Source organism: Chitinophaga sp. ARDCPP14, assembly GCF_051362515.1.
In the GTDB taxonomy this organism is placed as follows: Bacteria; Bacteroidota; Bacteroidia; order Chitinophagales; family Chitinophagaceae; genus Chitinophaga.
The window spans coordinates 23,856-38,425 of sequence record NZ_JBKIXB010000003.1 but is presented as its reverse complement, the minus strand read 5'-3'; the positions used below and the strand labels follow the sequence as shown (position 1 = coordinate 38,425).

Below are 14,570 nucleotides of genomic sequence, written 5' to 3'. Positions count from 1 at the left end.
TTTAAAAGATGTCCGGCGGTTGCCCGGCAGTGCTATTTATCTTACAAAGACTTAAAAGTAGTATATATTTTCTAATTCAATATTTATTCCAGTTCAATCAGATTACCAATATGTACTTTTACAGCATCATACACCTGTAAAATACGATTATGAAAGAGTACCGGCTGGCCGCAGCAGATGCTGCAACGCTGAATGAACTGTTAGCGCAGGTACAAACGCGTACCAGGGATTTCCTGGGATATCCTGTGTCCAAAGATTTTGATTATAGTCCACTCCTGCCCTTTTTACAATATCCGTTAAATAACCTGGGTGATCCTTTTGTGCCGGCCACTTACGCCGTGGGATCCAGGGAGATGGAGAAATTCGTGGTTTCCTTCTTTGCCGGCCTTTTCCGTGCGCCGGAAGACGACTGGTGGGGGTATGTTACCAACGGGGGTTCCGAGGGCAATTTATACGGCCTGTATCTCGCGCGGGAATTATATCCCAAAGGAATAGTGTATTATTCCGAGGCTACCCATTACAGTGTGCAGAAGAACCTGCACCTGCTCAATATGCCGGGGATTATTATCCGCACATTGCCGAACGGGGAAATAGATTATAACGACCTGGAAAACACCATCCGTATGAACAGGCATCTGCCGGTGATTATGCTGGCGAACATCGGTACTACCATGACGGAAGCGCGGGATGATGTAAAGCGAATCAAAGATATCCTGAAGAACCTGGCCATACGCCATCATTATATTCATGCTGATGGGGCGTTGTCCGGCAGCTACAGCGCTTTCCTGGAGCCGAGGCCTGCATTCGATTTTGCGGATGGGGCAGACAGCATTGCCATCAGCGGCCACAAATTTATTGGCGCCCCGATTCCCTGCGGGGTGGTGATTGCGAGAAAATCCAACCGCGACAGGATTGCCCGGTCGGTGGCGTATATCGGCAGTATGGACACCACCATTACCGGTTCAAGAAACGGCCATAGTCCGTTGTTCCTGTGGTATGCACTGAAAAGCCTGGGTGTGGAAGGTTTGCGGGAAAGGGCCAGGCACAGTTTAACAGTAGCCGCTTACGCAGTGGAACGCCTCAACGAAAACGGCATTCCGGCATGGCGCAACCCCGATGCTATTACGGTGGTGTTTCCGGATCCTCCCGGAAGCATCCGCCGGAAGTGGCAGCTGGCTTCAGAAAGCGGCTGTTCGCATATCATCTGTATGCCTAATGTAAGTAGGGCGCAGATAGATCAGTTTGTGGAAAGCTTTGTGGAAGCGATGGTACTGGTTTAGTTCACACCTTCGGCGATGGCCATGATTTCTGTGTTGAGCGCCCGCCTGATGAGGCGTTCAACTTCCTTATTGGCTTGCGGCATCAGCAGTTGTACTTTAAACTGTACAAAGTCTTTTTTGATCTCCATTGTTTTCAGGGAAAAGCTTTCGGGGGTATAGCTGCGGGAATACGCGTCGATGGCTTGCTTCAGGCGGTCTTCCAGGCCGCGGATGGTAAACGGATGCTTATGATCCAGTTCAAACTCGATGGTGAGTTTACGGATATTTTGTTTGGACTGGTTCAGTACAACCGACGTAAACACTACCGAATTAGGAATAATAACAATATCATCGTCGTCGTTCTGCAATACCAGGTTGATGAGGGTAATATCCATCACCCTTCCTTTGATATCGCCAATGCGTATGTGGTCGCCGAGCGACAACTGATCGGAGAACATAATGATGAGTCCATTGATCATATTGGCGATATAATCTTTCGTGATCAGGGCAATGGCTGCTGCCACGATAGTGATGCTGGTGACAAATTTAAGGGGATTTACGCCAAAAAAGAAGGTGATGGCGAGCAGGAGAAAAATAGTATTTAATACGGAGGAAATGCGGTTGATGCCGAGAATGAAATTGTCTTTTTCGATAGGCCGCTGCCTGTTGCGTCGGCGGGTATACCACGAGAGGATTACCAGCCAGGCCAGGGAGATAACGAGGTTGGCTCCCAGGAAAAAAGAGAGTGCATTGGTAAGCTTAAACAGCCATGTAAATTTATCATATACGGCAGGGTGTTCAAGGTTAAAATAAACAATGCCCAGATATACCAGCAGTTTTACGAGGAATATGATCCTTTCCCTGCGATTAGCGTTCTTATAGGTTTTATCGGTTACCATCATAGCAATTCATACTCGCTTTGCTGCGAAGGTACAACCGTAGTAGTGAAGCAACAAAGCCTTATTTCATTTTATCCAGAATATCTTCCCAGATAATACGGGCAATCTGTTCGGTTTCTACCGTGCGGATGCTTCCCTCAAGGGTATCTTCGTGATCAGCAATAAAGGCTGTACCGTGGGGTTCAAATTCATCGAGCACATGTTCGCTCACATCAGGAATCACTTGAAATGCTGTTTCCAGAGCGCCCTTGTCGATTGTAATAACCAACCCGTAGGGTTTACCTCTAATGATCACAGTAATGCTGTGTTTTTCCATACTTCATAATCCTGCAAGCCATATACCATAAAAAAAGACCGGTGCTATCCAGTCACCGGTCTTTTTGTATATATTAAACGGATAAAACGATCCTGAAAACCCTTTACTTATGCGGTTGCTGCTGATTTTTTACGCGCGGCTGACTTTCTTTTAGGCGCTGCTTTTTTTGCGGTAGATTTTCTGGCCGTTGTTTTTTTAGCAGCTGTTTTTCTTCCGGTAGATTTTTTCGCTGCTGCTTTTCTAGGCGCCGCTTTTTTTGCGGTAGATTTTTTTGCGGTAGATTTTTTCGCTGCCGCTTTTTTGGGTGCTGCTTTTTTTGCAGTGGACTTCCTGGTAGTGGATTTTTTTGCCGCTGCTTTTTTAGGCACCTTTGCTCCTTCTTCGCGGGCTTCGGATAAGCCTATTGCGATAGCTTGCTTAGGATTCGTAACTTTCTTTTTGCTTCTTCCGCTCTTCAGTTTTCCTTCATGCATTTCGTGCATACTTTTCTCTACTTTGTGCTGGGATTCTTTTGAATATTTTGCCATAACAAAAAAATTTAGATGGGTTAAGAAAAGAAATGACATGGTTGCAAAAACAAAATATAAGCCACGGAAAATGAGAGAGTTCCCGATTAAAAACTGTAGAACAGACAATAAAAGTGTGTGGAAAATTCTATGGATTGTGGAATGTATTGCCCCATTTCACATCCCCATGTGCCTCAAATCCGCTACCATCGTGGCTAACCCGTGATGGCACATATCTTGTTCCGGGTTAGCGTAAATGTTTAACTACTATCACTAAAAAAAACCTCAGGATTATGGAAGACATCAGATATCAAACTGCCACACCGGTTAACCATGTTTCGGAAAAGAACTCTGATCAGAAGAGTAAACACAGTAAACGCGGATTCGCTTCTATGGACCCTGAACAGCAACGTGCCATTTCAAGAGAAGGAGGAAAAGCTGCACACCAGCAAGGTGTTGCCCACAAATTCACTTCTGAGGAAGCCCGTGCTGCAGGTAAAAAAGGCGGTGAAGCCGTTAGCAGAAATCGTGAACACATGGCCGCTATTGGCCGTAAAGGCGGAACCAACCGCGGAAAAAAGAAAAGTAGCGTTGAAAGTGATAATCAGCAATAACCCGACCACCGGGTTATTGCATCGTATAAGGGGCCGCAGGTCCCTTTTTCTCTCTCCTGACCCATCCTCATATTCCGGTTTTCTTTGCTATATTTACCGCTTTTTGAACCTATGGTAGCAAAAAGGCGCTGGATTTACTTTTTCCTTATTTTACTGAATATCCCTTTAGGACTCGCCACCAGGTGGGCACCTCAATATTTTCCTGACATCATACGCATATATGGAGGAGATGTGTTATCTGCCACCTGTATCTTTTTTGGCATCCGGTTCCTGTTCCCGGTTACTCCCCTGTGGAAAATTGGCATCAGCAACTACGTGGTTTGCCTGCTGATAGAAATACAGCAGCTGTACCAGGCAGAATGGGCAGTAAAGTTCCGTAACACACCTGCCGGTATCCTGCTGGGACATGGATTCCTGTGGAGCGATTGTGTATGTTATGCCGCAGGCACCCTGCTGGCGCTGGCAATTGCCTGGCTTGCAGAAAGAATAATTTGACCTATATTTATTTATAAACCTCAACACTATGCTGGTCGCCATCAAAATATTGGTTGCTTTTGTAATGCTGGAACATCTTTATATCCTTTGGTTTGAAATGTTTGCCTGGACCAGCAGGGGACCTAAAATATTCAAGCAACTGCCCCGGGAATTGTTTGTCCCTACCAAAGCACTGGCAGCCAACCAGGGCCTGTACAACGGTTTCCTGGCAGCCGGCCTGGCCTGGACCTTCTTTATCTCCGACCCGGTGTGGAGCTTGCATGTGGCCACTTTCTTTTTAAGCTGTGTAGCTGTTGCCGGTATATATGGAGCGCTTACCGCCAGTAAAAAGATCTTTTTCGTACAGGCGTTACCGGCGTTGATCACCTTGTTGCTGATTATATTTTATTAAGATAAAAATATGATAGAAGAATCAGACATACGGATAGGCAACTATGTATCTTACTTTGATTATAACATGGAAGAAACAGCCTTTGTAGTAGAAGGCATCTTACAAGGCTTTGTGTATAATTCAGGACTGCCGCTCAGTAAACTGCCCTATGCAAAGGTAAACCCGATGGTGCTGGATGTGGACCTGCTGCTGAGATTTGGATTTATCAAAGGAGATCCCGACTACGGCGAAGATGAAAATGTATATTCCCTGAAATATAACCGGCTGCATAGTGTGCATATCAGGCATGAAAACGAAGTGTTTCAGCCACTTACAGATGCCGCAGAAGGACTGGTGCCATATGGCCGTGCCATTGTACATGTGCACCAGTTACAAAATCTTTTTCACGCAGTTACCCGCGATGAGCTGACCTTATTCGAATAAACTCACTTCCACTTTTCCGGTTTAAACAACACGGTGCCATCTCTTTTTATTACCCATGCGGTAACCGGGTTCACATGATATCCTCCCATGTCTGTTCCACGCGCCTGTATCAGTTGCTTTAATGAAGGCTGGCGATAGCCTGTGTCGTCTGTAGCGAGACTCATGATCTCTGTGGCTTGCCCGTCCCAGTACCAGAGATGGCGAAAATAGGTGTGTGCTTTGTCCATTACCGGTTCCTGCAACACTGCTTTTGACCAATGCTTCCCTGCGTCGGTGCTGATTTCCACGCTATCAATTTTTCCGCGGCCGCTCCAGGCAATGCCTCTTATTTCTATCCAGCCCTTTTCCACCTGCTGCGGAAACGACGGATAGGTAATGATAGACCGGGCATCCATATCGAAGCTGAATTGCCGGATCTTATGATCCCGGATGGTTTCCGTGTATTTGGAAGTTTCTTCACGCGTCATAAAGGGTTGGTCCGACAATTCAATACGCCGGATCCACTTTACGTTGGTATTCCCCTCCCATCCCGGCAGGAATAAACGCGCGGGATAGCCCTGTTCCGGACGAATGGCCTCTCCATTCTGCCCGTAGGCGATCATGGCGTCTTTCCAGCCCTTTTCCACCGGGATGCTGCGGGTCATTACTGCAGCATCGGACCCCTCTGCCAGGAACCAGGTAGCCTTTGGATGCACGCCCACTTCACGGAAAAGGGTGGACAGCATTACACCGGTCCACTCACTCTGACTCGTGAGGCCACAAATTTCCTGCGGCGTCATGGTTTCCTTGCCCGATCTGAAGTTCCCTGAGCACTCGATAAAGGCGATGCGCGATGCGGCCGGGAAACGCTTTAAATCGCGTAAAGTAAAGATCATAGGCCGCTCCACCATACCGTGGATCAGCAATTCGTACTTATCAGGATGAATGAGTGGCACGCCGGCATGACTTCTTTCAAAATGCAGGTCCGACGGAGTGATAATGCCATACAAATCCTGCAGCGGCGTGCGGGAAGAAATATCGGAGGGTTTTTTCAGCGGCTGCTCAAATGGTGAGCGCGTTCCGAGTTTGCCCGGAAGTGTGCCCGTGATTTTGGTAGGATCCGTGTAAACCGTGTCCTTTCCCGCGCTGATGCTGCCGGTACCACGCTGCACCCTGGAAGCGCCCATTAGTGCCGCAGCAGCGGAAACCGCCGCTGCTCTCAGTATTGTCCTTCTAGGTATCTTGTTGTCTTCCCCTGACATAATATTCATTTTACTTCGTTGCCACCACGACGGTCGTCGTTCACATAATATTTTTTTGCCGGCATTACAATATGAGACAGGTTTGTTGCATCCAGTTGCAGGGTGCTGTCGATGATATCGTTGCGATACAGCAGGAAGGCGGTAAGGCTATACACTTCTTCATTCGTGAGCGATCCCGGTGCATTAAAGGGCATAGCGCGGCGGATATAATCAAATACCGTGGTAGCATAAGGCCAGTAATTGCCGATGGTTTTTGTGCGCACCGTATCGCTGAGCGTAGCCACCAGCCGGTTGGCCGTGGGCTCAGCGCCGGTTTCACCATGACAGGAAGCGCATTTGGCCAGGTAGACAACCCTGCCTGTTGCTGCATTGCCACTACCGGCGGGCAGGCCTTTGCCATCTGGAGCAATGGAGATGTTCAGCGAATCGATTTGCCGGCGGGTGGCTGTTTTCCCAAATCCAAAATGTTCCGGCCAACCCGGTACCGGTGGCCGGGTGTTGGTATGGCAAGCCAGTATACCCAACACCATTACAACAGCCACCCGGTAACAGTTGGTTCGTTTTATCAACATAGCGCTTCTTAGTATTTTCCTGCCTGCAAGGTGCTGGGTGTCAACGTATACTCCCTGTTGATGCGATCCAGCACCACGTAAATGTTGTTCTTATTTTCATCCACGCCGGTGAGTACCACATGCGAACCATCGCTGGTGGAATATTTCACCGTAAAGCGTTTCCGGTTTTCCCAGGCAGGTGCGGCGGCATAATCTTTTGCCCTCCGGGCGGACAATGCAATGGGGGCTATCTTTAATGATTCATCACCTATATTTTTACGCGCTGCTGCCGGAATCCAGTCCTTCGCAGCCTTGGCCGCTTCCTCACGCGCAGCCTTTTCCGCCGCTTTATCCACTACCACGCCACCATCGCCGCCTACACCGGCGGTGCGGTTACGCCTGTCCGGAATGGGCTTATATTTATCTTCGAGGTAAAGTACTTTATTTACTTCATCTGCATAATAATGGAAAGCCCGCTGACCGCCGGCGAGACCGGTTATTTCAAAGGTGCGGTTCACATCGCGCTGCGGGTCGCCGCCGCCATTGGACAGATCCAGCGGGTGCGGCTTATTAACGCGGTAAGTAAAAGTAGACCAGTTCTCAAACGTGGCTTCCTGCCAGCGAACCGTATCGAGCGGCGAATACGGGATCACCTGGTCATTTAACCGGAATTCCGTTACCTGGTAGTTGCCGCGTAGCTCCTTTACGCCCGCCACAGATGGTTGTTTGTAAGGATCATACAAGAAATTGATCAGCTGCAGATAAAAAAGCACACCCAGGAAAAGGAAGATGGTAGCAGATTTCAGCCCTATGCGGGTATAGCGTTGCCATCTCTCCGGAAAAACAGGATAATAATTTACCGGTACCGTGAAACGCTCCTGCACCAGCAAACGATAAATTTTAGGTACATCATTTACTAACAGTAACGCTGCCAGCAGTACGAAATAACTACTATACACATGCACGCCGCCATCGTAGGCAAAGTTCACATACACGATATCTCCCAACGCGGCAAACAACAAAACAGCACCCAGCGTAGTAGTTTTACGGAAAAATAAAAGTGCGCCTGCCGTTACTTCCACCACGCCCGCAAACACCTGGTACCAGGGTACAATACCGATAGACAACCAGTAAATTTTCTGTGCAGTAAGATCCCCGAAGTTGGTATTTAAAATACCGAAAGATGGATACGGCATTTGTACCGGTAACAGCTTGGTAAACCCAAAGCCGATGATACCGATACCCGCACGGTATCTTACAACCACCCGCAGCCAGTACCACGCGGTATAATATTCTTTACGCGGCAGCTTGCGGGCTTTTACGATGCCGGTCCACACGAGGCCGCCGGCTGTAGCTATTAACGCCGTAGTGATCCAGTTGGCATAGCCCAGCAGGGAGCTGCCGAAGATGGCGTTGCCAAGGAAATTAATCCCGGAGCCAAAGCGCGCAATATCATACAAGTCGCGGTAGTTCAACTGCGTCCAGTCAAGCTGCACCAGTTGCTGGTACCACTCCACGCTATTGGGAACCGATAACGCAATGAAAAAAATAAAGGCGATGCGGAATAGTACCAGCTGGTATTCTTTCCAGGCCGGCAGCTGCGACAAAGGTGCACTGACAGCCGGCAACGCCACCGGGGACGTATCCCTGATCACGGGTTCATCTGGTAATGTTTGTGTGTTATGAGCCATGATAATTGGTTTAAAGTTTTAACTTCCTGTTTCGTCCTCCTCCGTTTGCCACTTCTTCCAACAGGTATTTCTTATTTACTTTTTCCAGTACTACATAGATAGAATCCCTGCTGTAGGTGGTTCCCGTGAGTATCACCCTGTTGCTATCCGGCCGCGAGTAGTGCAGCGACAAGGTTTCCGCCGACAGCCTGGGGTGCCTGTTTTGCAGGGTAAGCAGGTGTTGCGTAGTATCGGCGGCGTAACTGTAGTAATGCCTGCCGCTAGTACCTTCTATTTCGTATAGCCTTTCCGCGTTATCACGTTTCACCAGGTGCTGATTATTGGAATCTACCAATGCCGGTTTGTTGGTGCGGATGCTGATGGTGTTCCATTCTTCAAACACCACGTTGCGCCAGCGAAGGGAATCTGTTAATGAATAAGCAAGCGTATCGCCATTAACAATAAACGTGGCCACATTATATAACCCGCTGATAGCCGGTAACCCTTTGGTGGTGGGATATTGATAGGGATCGTATTTTGCGCCCACACCTGTTTTCACACCATAAATCACCACAAAGAAAAGCAGGAAAGCTGTTTTCAGGATCCACCTGCCGTTTTTACGGATACCTTCAAACGCCGGTTTAAACGTAGCTGCTGCTGTAGGTTTTTGGAGAATGAGCAGACGGACAATCCGCTGCAGATCGAAGCTGAAGATAACAAAGGCGTAGGTGATCAGCAGCAGGCTGTATACCTGGTCGCCGCCTTCGTATGCCAGGTTGGACATAAAGACATTACCACAAAAGATGAGGAACATGAAAGCGCCTATAGATGCGGTTTTACGGATCAGTAACAATACCGCTAAAAATATTTCCACACCGCCGAGGAATAGTTCGTAGGAAGGAACGATGCCAAGACTGAGAGAAAACAACTTCCAGCGGTTAAAATCGCCGTACGGTGTATTCAGGCTGCTCAGCGAGGGATATGGCGCCTGCAATGCGTACAGCTTCAGGAAGCCATAGGCCAGCAGTGCCAGTGCCAGCCGGTACCGGAGAATCACGCGCAGCCAGTAAAAGGCTGCGTCGTAGGTGCGTGTCCGTTGGCCATCGGCGTAAGTCCATACAACGGCGCCCGCTACTGCAATGATCAGCAGTATGCCCCAGTCGGCATAGGTAGCAGGCCCCGCGCTGAAGCGCGTAGCATAATTGGCCAGGTTAAAGATATCTTCATAATGAAGTTTAAAAATGGGGGTAGAAAAAAGGTAACTGTAAAACTTCCAGTCGAGCGGCAACGCCTGCAACACGAAGTAAATAAAGATTACCCTGAACCCAATTTTTTCATAGTCTTTCCAGGCGGGTGTTTCCCCTATTGTGACATTACTCATTGGTGATTTGTTATAAGGTGATAAGATCAGTAACCATCATTCTGTTTCAGATTGCCGTTCGATAAGGTGACTTCGTTGGCCGGGATCGGAAATACATACAGCTGGGGATTCGTGATATTCAACACGGCGCCGGCGCGTTTGGTACGTACCAGGTCGAACCAGCGGTGAGGCTCCAGTGCGAATTCTATTCTCCGTTCGTTTTCAATGGCCAGCAGCAGGTCATTCTTAGCAATCAGTTCATTCACTGGTGAGAGCCCGGCCCTATCGCGGATAACGTTGAGGTCTTCGCGGGCCAGATCTGGTTTATCCTGTTGGGCGCGTGCTTCCGCGCGGATCAGGTAGAGTTCAGCTATGCGGATCACATAAGCCGGATCGGTGGCGGGGCTTCTGTAGTAAAGGTTGCCATACCACAGACCGGCAGAGGTTTTAGCTACCAGTGCGTTGCGGTTGCCGCCTGTTTTCGGATCATTTACCAGCGTGATAAACGCATCTGATGGCGCCCATTGCCGCGTACCACCGTTGGCCGGCGGTTGCCAGTAGTTGCGGTGGCCGCTCAGGTAGGTAGCGCTGTACGACAGCTCAAATACAGATTCTTTTGTAGCCACGGCGCTGGCCGGGGAAAAGAAGGCGCTGTAAGGCTTGAGCAGCGTATAGCTTCGTGTGTCGCTAATTACTTTGGTGGCATAGGCTTCTGCCTGGGTCCAGTCCGACTGGTACAGATAGTAGCGTGCTTTCAGCGCCCAGGCGGTTTGCTGGTTTACCCTCACGGGGTTAGGCGCGCCTGTTTGAGACGGCGGTTGCAGCAGCGAGTCGGCCGCATTCAGATCGCTTAGCACCTGCTGGTATACCTGCGCCTGTGTGCTGCCTTTTACATCCAGCTTATCGGAAGCATTGAGTGTAGGCGTTAACGTTATTTGCACATTTCCCCAGGTGCGGGCAAGATCAAAGTAGCTCAGGGCGCGGATAAAGTACGCCTCTCCTACTGCCTGGTTCTTTTCCGTATCCGAAAAAGTAGCGTCCTGCAGGCCGGGTACTTTTGCAATCACGTTGTTGGCGCCGTTTATGGTAGCATAAATAGCCGCCCACACCGTTTGCAGGTTACCATTGTCCGCATTTATTTTATGGGTAATAAACTGCTGTATAACCGACTGGGAGCCGGTCCACTGCACATTATCGCCGGGCAGGTAGCCGAAGGTCTGGAACAAAGCGCCGTAGTAACCGTCGCTGCCCAGCTTCCTGTACACACCGCGCAAAGCCGTAGTGGCGGATGTTTTATCAATGATCGTTTGTTCGTCAGACACACTGTCCCGTGGTTCCACGTCGAGAAATTTCTTGCATGACAAGGCTGTCAGCGAAAGAAAGAAGAGCGATATATATTTCCGATATGCTTTCATACAGGAGAATTAAGAGCGTTTAAAGAGTTACGTTTAAGCCAAACTGCACGCTGCGTGGTTGCGGCGGCGTGCCAAGATCCAGTCCCTGTACGGTTTGTATACCCGTTACGTTTGATTCCGGGTCCAGCCCCGTATATTTGGTCAGCAACCAGAGGTTACTACCGATGAAGTATACACGCAGTAGCTGGATATGCAGTTTTTCACTGACAGACTTAGGAATGGTATATCCTACAGTGAGTGATTTAAGCCGCAGGAAAGAACCATCTTCCAGGAAGCGGTTGTTTTGATCGATGGTGTAGTTGAGACCATAAGCGGTGAGGCGCGGTACATTGGTGATGTCGCCGGGTTTCTGCCAGCGGTTGAGCTGATCGGCAAATAACACGCGGTTGGCATCGCGGGTGCCTCCTCCTTCTCCGAAAAATTTGTTCAGGTTGTATACGTCGTTGCCATACTGGAAGGATAACAATACACTCAGGTCAAAACCTTTATAGGAAACGGTATTGCTGAAGCCCCCATAAAATTTCGGCATGGCGTTGCCCATTACTTTGCGGGCAGATACCGGCAGCTTGCCATCTTTCTCACCTTCAAAGATCGCGTTACCGGTTTGCGGATCCACGCCCAGCTGGTTGTACAGCCAGAAAGAGTACATGGGTGAACCTTCCTGCATGATGATCCAGTCGCGGTTATACTGGTATATCGGCGTTGGCAGTTTTTCAATGCGGTTGGTATTGCCGGCAATATTCAGGCTGCTTGTCCAGGTGAAATTACGGGTGCTGATATTAGTGGTATTGATCCCGATTTCATACCCTTTATTACTGATTTCACCGGCATTGCTATAGATCGACGTAAAGCCCGAAACGCCTGCTTTAGGCAGTTGCAGCAGTACATCGCTGGTGTATTTGTAGTATACATCTGCAGTGATATTGATACGGCCGTTGAGTAATCCGAGATCCAGTCCGCCATTGAACTGGCTGGTTTTCTCCCAGCGTAGGTCGGGGTTTGGCAACTGCAGGGGTGCGGTGCCTGGCTGATCGCCGGTACTGTTGTCGGGGTAGCCTGCACCGCCGGACCACAGCCCTTTTGCCGCGAAGTTGCTGATGCCGGATTGATTCCCCGTGATGCCGTAGCTGGCGCGTACTTTCAGATCGCTGATGCTGTTCACCGACTTCAGGAAGTTTTCTTCCTTGAGCCGCCAGGATGCACTTACAGAGGGGAAGTATCCCCATTTATAGTTGTCGCCGAATTTGGAGGAGCCGTCTGCGCGGATGCTTGCTTCAAAATAATATTTACCTGCATAGTTGTAATCGATCCTGGAGAAGAACGACGACAATGTGCTGCGGGTCCATGTTTGCGCAGCGGTGCGGGTTGCGGCCGCAGAAATATATTTGTAAGAATTGTTAGGGAAGCCGGTTCCCTGCGCAGAGGTTAATGTTTCCGTATTACTCTGGATGGTGTTGCCTACCAGTACGCCGAAGAAATGTTTTTCTCCTGCATGTTTGCGCCAGGTAAGTGTTTGTTCATTGATCCAGGAGGTGTTTTGTGTAATGGCGGAAGTGGCCAAACCGTTGGTGGGACTGGCGCCCAGCTGGGTAAGGTTATTCCAGTATTCGGATTCGTTATAGTTATTGTAATCGATGCTGATGTTGCTGTGAAACTTCAGGTCCGGCAGCAGTGTGGCATCGAGGTAAAGGTTTCCGATATAACGGAGGCTTGTGGTGTGTACGTCGTAGTTATCGATGAGTACCTGCACGTTATCAAAGCCTGCCCACCGTGCCGGTGTACCGTCGGGATTTGTTTCCGGGAGATAGGTGGGCGTATGCAAGGCTGCCTGCAACAGGCCACCCTGCGGGCCATCACCAGCGCGGCCCTGGCTGCGGAAGCTGCGGGAGAAGCTGTTGCTGGACCCGATGGTTACCTTGTCATTCACCCGTTGATCGATGTTCAGTTTAAAGCTGGCCCTTTCAAAGGAGATGGGCCGGAGGATAGATTCCTGTTTGGAATAGCCGCCGCCGAAATAATACTTGGTTTCACGGTTACCACCGGAAAGGGACAGGTTATAATTCTGAAGCGGGGCTGTTTGAAATATTTCCCCGAGGCGGTCGTAGGTTTGCTGATCCTGCGGCAATCCCCTGGGTGCAGGCGATTTATCCGGATTGTCCGTCAGCGCGCGGAAGGGCTGGTAGCTGTATTTGGTGATGCCTGCTTTGTCGTTGAGAGCGGTGGCATCAGCCAGGGAGTTGCGGTAAAACTCATTGACCAGCGTAGCATGTTCCGGGCCGGTGGTGAGGTCCCACATTTTGGGCGCCCAGGCTACACCAGCCGATACATCTGCCGTTACTTTTGCTTTGCTGTTATAGTTGCCGCGGCGGGTAGTAACGATCACTACGCCGTTGGCGCCCCGGGAGCCATAAATGGCTGTTGCGCTGGCATCTTTCAATACCTCTATATTTTCAATATCAGCAGGATTGATATCCGCCAGCGGGGAACTCGAGCGGCCGCCGGTATTCACCGTTTGCAGGCTGGAGTTATTCATAAATACACCGTCGATGATATAGAGCGGGTCATTATCGGCGTTGATGGAGGTAGTACCGCGTACCCTTACAAATACGCCATCGCCGGGAACACCGGTATTGGAATTAATTTGTACCCCTGCGGCCCTGCCCTGCAGCTGTGCATCGAAGCTGGCTACCGGCACCGTTACCACGTCGCTGCCTTTTACGGAGGAGATGGCGCTGGTAAGGTCCCTTCTTTTCTGTGTACCATAACCTACTACCACCACGTCGTTCAATTGTGTACTGAGCTCTTCCAGGGCGATATTGCCTGCATTGGATTTATCGGCATATACTTCTTTGAGTTTATAACCCAGGGAAGAGATCTGGTAGATGACCGGCACTTTCTGACCGGTGAGGAAGGCGAACTCCCCGTTCGCACCGCTTTGCACCTCGTGGGTGGTGCCTTTGATATGCACAATAGCGCCGGCGATAGGTTGTTGTGATTTGGCGTCGATAATCCGTCCTGAAAGTGAAATGTTGTTTTGAACAATGTTCCTGTGCACAGGTTTGGTGGTATCTGCGCTGTGAGGTGCGCGCAATTCCTGCGACCATGCGGTAGCCGCCAGCAGCAGCCCGCAGCTGCATGCAATAGCAATTTTCATTATCTTTACTTTGGTATGAAAAAATGAGGCCGGTGAAAGCAGGTAACTGCAATCACTGTAAAATGTCTCCAACAGCCTTGATTACCAGCCGGAACTGCGTCAACAGTTCCGGCCTTTTTATTTCTGATTGATGCGTCCTAACATCGGTTTGCCGCAAATGCTACACAGCAACTATTCCTCATTAACTGTAATGATGTTTCCATGTCGGTATTATTTTGAAAGATAAACGGGGTATGTCAACAGGTGGATGAGTTTCCCCTAAAGCGGACCCGGAAA

Annotated in this window: 14 protein-coding genes; 5 read left to right on the top strand and 9 right to left on the bottom strand. The window is 49.5% G+C overall.

The window, feature by feature from the left end; all coding sequences use genetic code 11:
* Window positions 1–149: 149 nt before the first annotated feature.
* Window positions 150–1,280 carry a histidine decarboxylase gene (locus tag ACLHR0_RS09165; protein WP_436486043.1) on the top strand — a complete coding sequence of 377 codons (1,131 nt, stop codon included), beginning with the start codon at window positions 150–152 and terminating at the stop codon, window positions 1,278–1,280.
* Here ACLHR0_RS09165 and ACLHR0_RS09160 read toward each other — a convergent pair.
* From ACLHR0_RS09160 to ACLHR0_RS09150, 3 genes are all read right to left on the bottom strand, one after another.
* A complete protein-coding gene (locus tag ACLHR0_RS09160) occupies window positions 1,277–2,161 on the bottom strand; it encodes a mechanosensitive ion channel family protein (protein ID WP_436486041.1) in 885 nt (294 codons plus the stop codon). The genes ACLHR0_RS09165 and ACLHR0_RS09160 overlap by 4 nt on opposite strands.
* 58 nt (window positions 2,162–2,219) lie before the next feature.
* Window positions 2,220–2,474 (bottom strand): hypothetical protein, encoded by a 255-nt coding sequence (locus ACLHR0_RS09155; protein WP_370913423.1) that lies wholly within the window; start codon window positions 2,472–2,474, stop codon window positions 2,220–2,222.
* 107 nt (window positions 2,475–2,581) lie between these two features.
* The gene (locus tag ACLHR0_RS09150; protein WP_436486039.1) at window positions 2,582–3,040 is read right to left on the bottom strand and encodes a DUF6496 domain-containing protein; all 459 of its coding nucleotides are present in this window, start codon (window positions 3,038–3,040) and stop codon (window positions 2,582–2,584) included.
* Window positions 3,041–3,273: 233 nt separating this feature from the next.
* Here ACLHR0_RS09150 and ACLHR0_RS09145 point away from each other — a divergent pair, with 233 nt between their 5' ends.
* From ACLHR0_RS09145 to ACLHR0_RS09130, 4 genes are all read left to right on the top strand, one after another.
* Window positions 3,274–3,594 carry a KGG domain-containing protein gene (locus ACLHR0_RS09145; protein WP_429047867.1) on the top strand — a complete coding sequence of 107 codons (321 nt, stop codon included), beginning with the start codon at window positions 3,274–3,276 and terminating at the stop codon, window positions 3,592–3,594.
* 111 nt (window positions 3,595–3,705) lie between these two features.
* Complete coding sequence (locus ACLHR0_RS09140; protein ID WP_436486037.1) at window positions 3,706–4,089, top strand: DUF2809 domain-containing protein; 384 nt, start codon at window positions 3,706–3,708, stop codon at window positions 4,087–4,089.
* A gap of 28 nt (window positions 4,090–4,117) precedes the next feature.
* The gene (locus ACLHR0_RS09135) at window positions 4,118–4,480 is read left to right on the top strand and encodes a DUF1304 domain-containing protein (protein WP_370913419.1); all 363 of its coding nucleotides are present in this window, start codon (window positions 4,118–4,120) and stop codon (window positions 4,478–4,480) included.
* 9 nt (window positions 4,481–4,489) lie between these two features.
* Entirely contained in the window at window positions 4,490–4,903 is a 414-nt protein-coding gene (locus ACLHR0_RS09130; RefSeq protein ID WP_370913418.1) for a hypothetical protein, read from the top strand.
* A 2-nt stretch (window positions 4,904–4,905) separates the two neighbouring features.
* Here the strand turns inward: ACLHR0_RS09130 and soxC are convergent, their stop codons facing one another.
* Genes soxC through ACLHR0_RS09100 form a run of 6 tightly spaced genes read right to left on the bottom strand, consistent with a single transcriptional unit; the run spans window position 4,906 to window position 14,294 of the window.
* Entirely contained in the window at window positions 4,906–6,144 is a 1,239-nt protein-coding gene (gene soxC / locus ACLHR0_RS09125; RefSeq protein WP_436486034.1) for a sulfite dehydrogenase, read from the bottom strand.
* A gap of 5 nt (window positions 6,145–6,149) precedes the next feature.
* Window positions 6,150–6,716 carry a c-type cytochrome gene (locus tag ACLHR0_RS09120; protein WP_436486032.1) on the bottom strand — a complete coding sequence of 189 codons (567 nt, stop codon included), beginning with the start codon at window positions 6,714–6,716 and terminating at the stop codon, window positions 6,150–6,152.
* An 8-nt stretch (window positions 6,717–6,724) separates the two neighbouring features.
* Complete coding sequence (locus ACLHR0_RS09115; RefSeq protein WP_436486030.1) at window positions 6,725–8,386, bottom strand: hypothetical protein; 1,662 nt, start codon at window positions 8,384–8,386, stop codon at window positions 6,725–6,727.
* A 10-nt stretch (window positions 8,387–8,396) separates the two neighbouring features.
* The gene (locus tag ACLHR0_RS09110; protein ID WP_436486028.1) at window positions 8,397–9,746 is read right to left on the bottom strand and encodes a DoxX family protein; all 1,350 of its coding nucleotides are present in this window, start codon (window positions 9,744–9,746) and stop codon (window positions 8,397–8,399) included.
* Window positions 9,747–9,772: 26 nt separating this feature from the next.
* Entirely contained in the window at window positions 9,773–11,140 is a 1,368-nt protein-coding gene (locus tag ACLHR0_RS09105) for a RagB/SusD family nutrient uptake outer membrane protein (protein WP_436486027.1), read from the bottom strand.
* Window positions 11,141–11,159: 19 nt separating this feature from the next.
* The gene (locus ACLHR0_RS09100; protein ID WP_436486026.1) at window positions 11,160–14,294 is read right to left on the bottom strand and encodes a SusC/RagA family TonB-linked outer membrane protein; all 3,135 of its coding nucleotides are present in this window, start codon (window positions 14,292–14,294) and stop codon (window positions 11,160–11,162) included.
* Window positions 14,295–14,570: the final 276 nt, after the last annotated feature.

Excerpts from the sequence above, each read along its gene's own strand:
- ACLHR0_RS09135 (WP_370913419.1), top strand. The coding sequence starts at position 4,118 with ATGCTGGTCGCCATCAAAATATTGGTTGCTTTTGTAATGCTGGAACAT.
- soxC (WP_436486034.1), bottom strand. The coding sequence starts at position 6,144 with ATGTCAGGGGAAGACAACAAGATACCTAGAAGGACAATACTGAGAGCA.
- ACLHR0_RS09145 (WP_429047867.1), top strand. The coding sequence starts at position 3,274 with ATGGAAGACATCAGATATCAAACTGCCACACCGGTTAACCATGTTTCG.
- ACLHR0_RS09120 (WP_436486032.1), bottom strand. The coding sequence starts at position 6,716 with ATGTTGATAAAACGAACCAACTGTTACCGGGTGGCTGTTGTAATGGTG.
- ACLHR0_RS09110 (WP_436486028.1), bottom strand. The coding sequence starts at position 9,746 with ATGAGTAATGTCACAATAGGGGAAACACCCGCCTGGAAAGACTATGAA.
- ACLHR0_RS09155 (WP_370913423.1), bottom strand. The coding sequence starts at position 2,474 with ATGGAAAAACACAGCATTACTGTGATCATTAGAGGTAAACCCTACGGG.
- ACLHR0_RS09150 (WP_436486039.1), bottom strand. The coding sequence starts at position 3,040 with ATGTCATTTCTTTTCTTAACCCATCTAAATTTTTTTGTTATGGCAAAA.
- ACLHR0_RS09140 (WP_436486037.1), top strand. The coding sequence starts at position 3,706 with ATGGTAGCAAAAAGGCGCTGGATTTACTTTTTCCTTATTTTACTGAAT.
- ACLHR0_RS09100 (WP_436486026.1), bottom strand. The coding sequence starts at position 14,294 with ATGAAAATTGCTATTGCATGCAGCTGCGGGCTGCTGCTGGCGGCTACC.
- ACLHR0_RS09160 (WP_436486041.1), bottom strand. The coding sequence starts at position 2,161 with ATGATGGTAACCGATAAAACCTATAAGAACGCTAATCGCAGGGAAAGG.
- ACLHR0_RS09115 (WP_436486030.1), bottom strand. The coding sequence starts at position 8,386 with ATGGCTCATAACACACAAACATTACCAGATGAACCCGTGATCAGGGAT.
- ACLHR0_RS09130 (WP_370913418.1), top strand. The coding sequence starts at position 4,490 with ATGATAGAAGAATCAGACATACGGATAGGCAACTATGTATCTTACTTT.
- ACLHR0_RS09165 (WP_436486043.1), top strand. The coding sequence starts at position 150 with ATGAAAGAGTACCGGCTGGCCGCAGCAGATGCTGCAACGCTGAATGAA.
- ACLHR0_RS09105 (WP_436486027.1), bottom strand. The coding sequence starts at position 11,140 with ATGAAAGCATATCGGAAATATATATCGCTCTTCTTTCTTTCGCTGACA.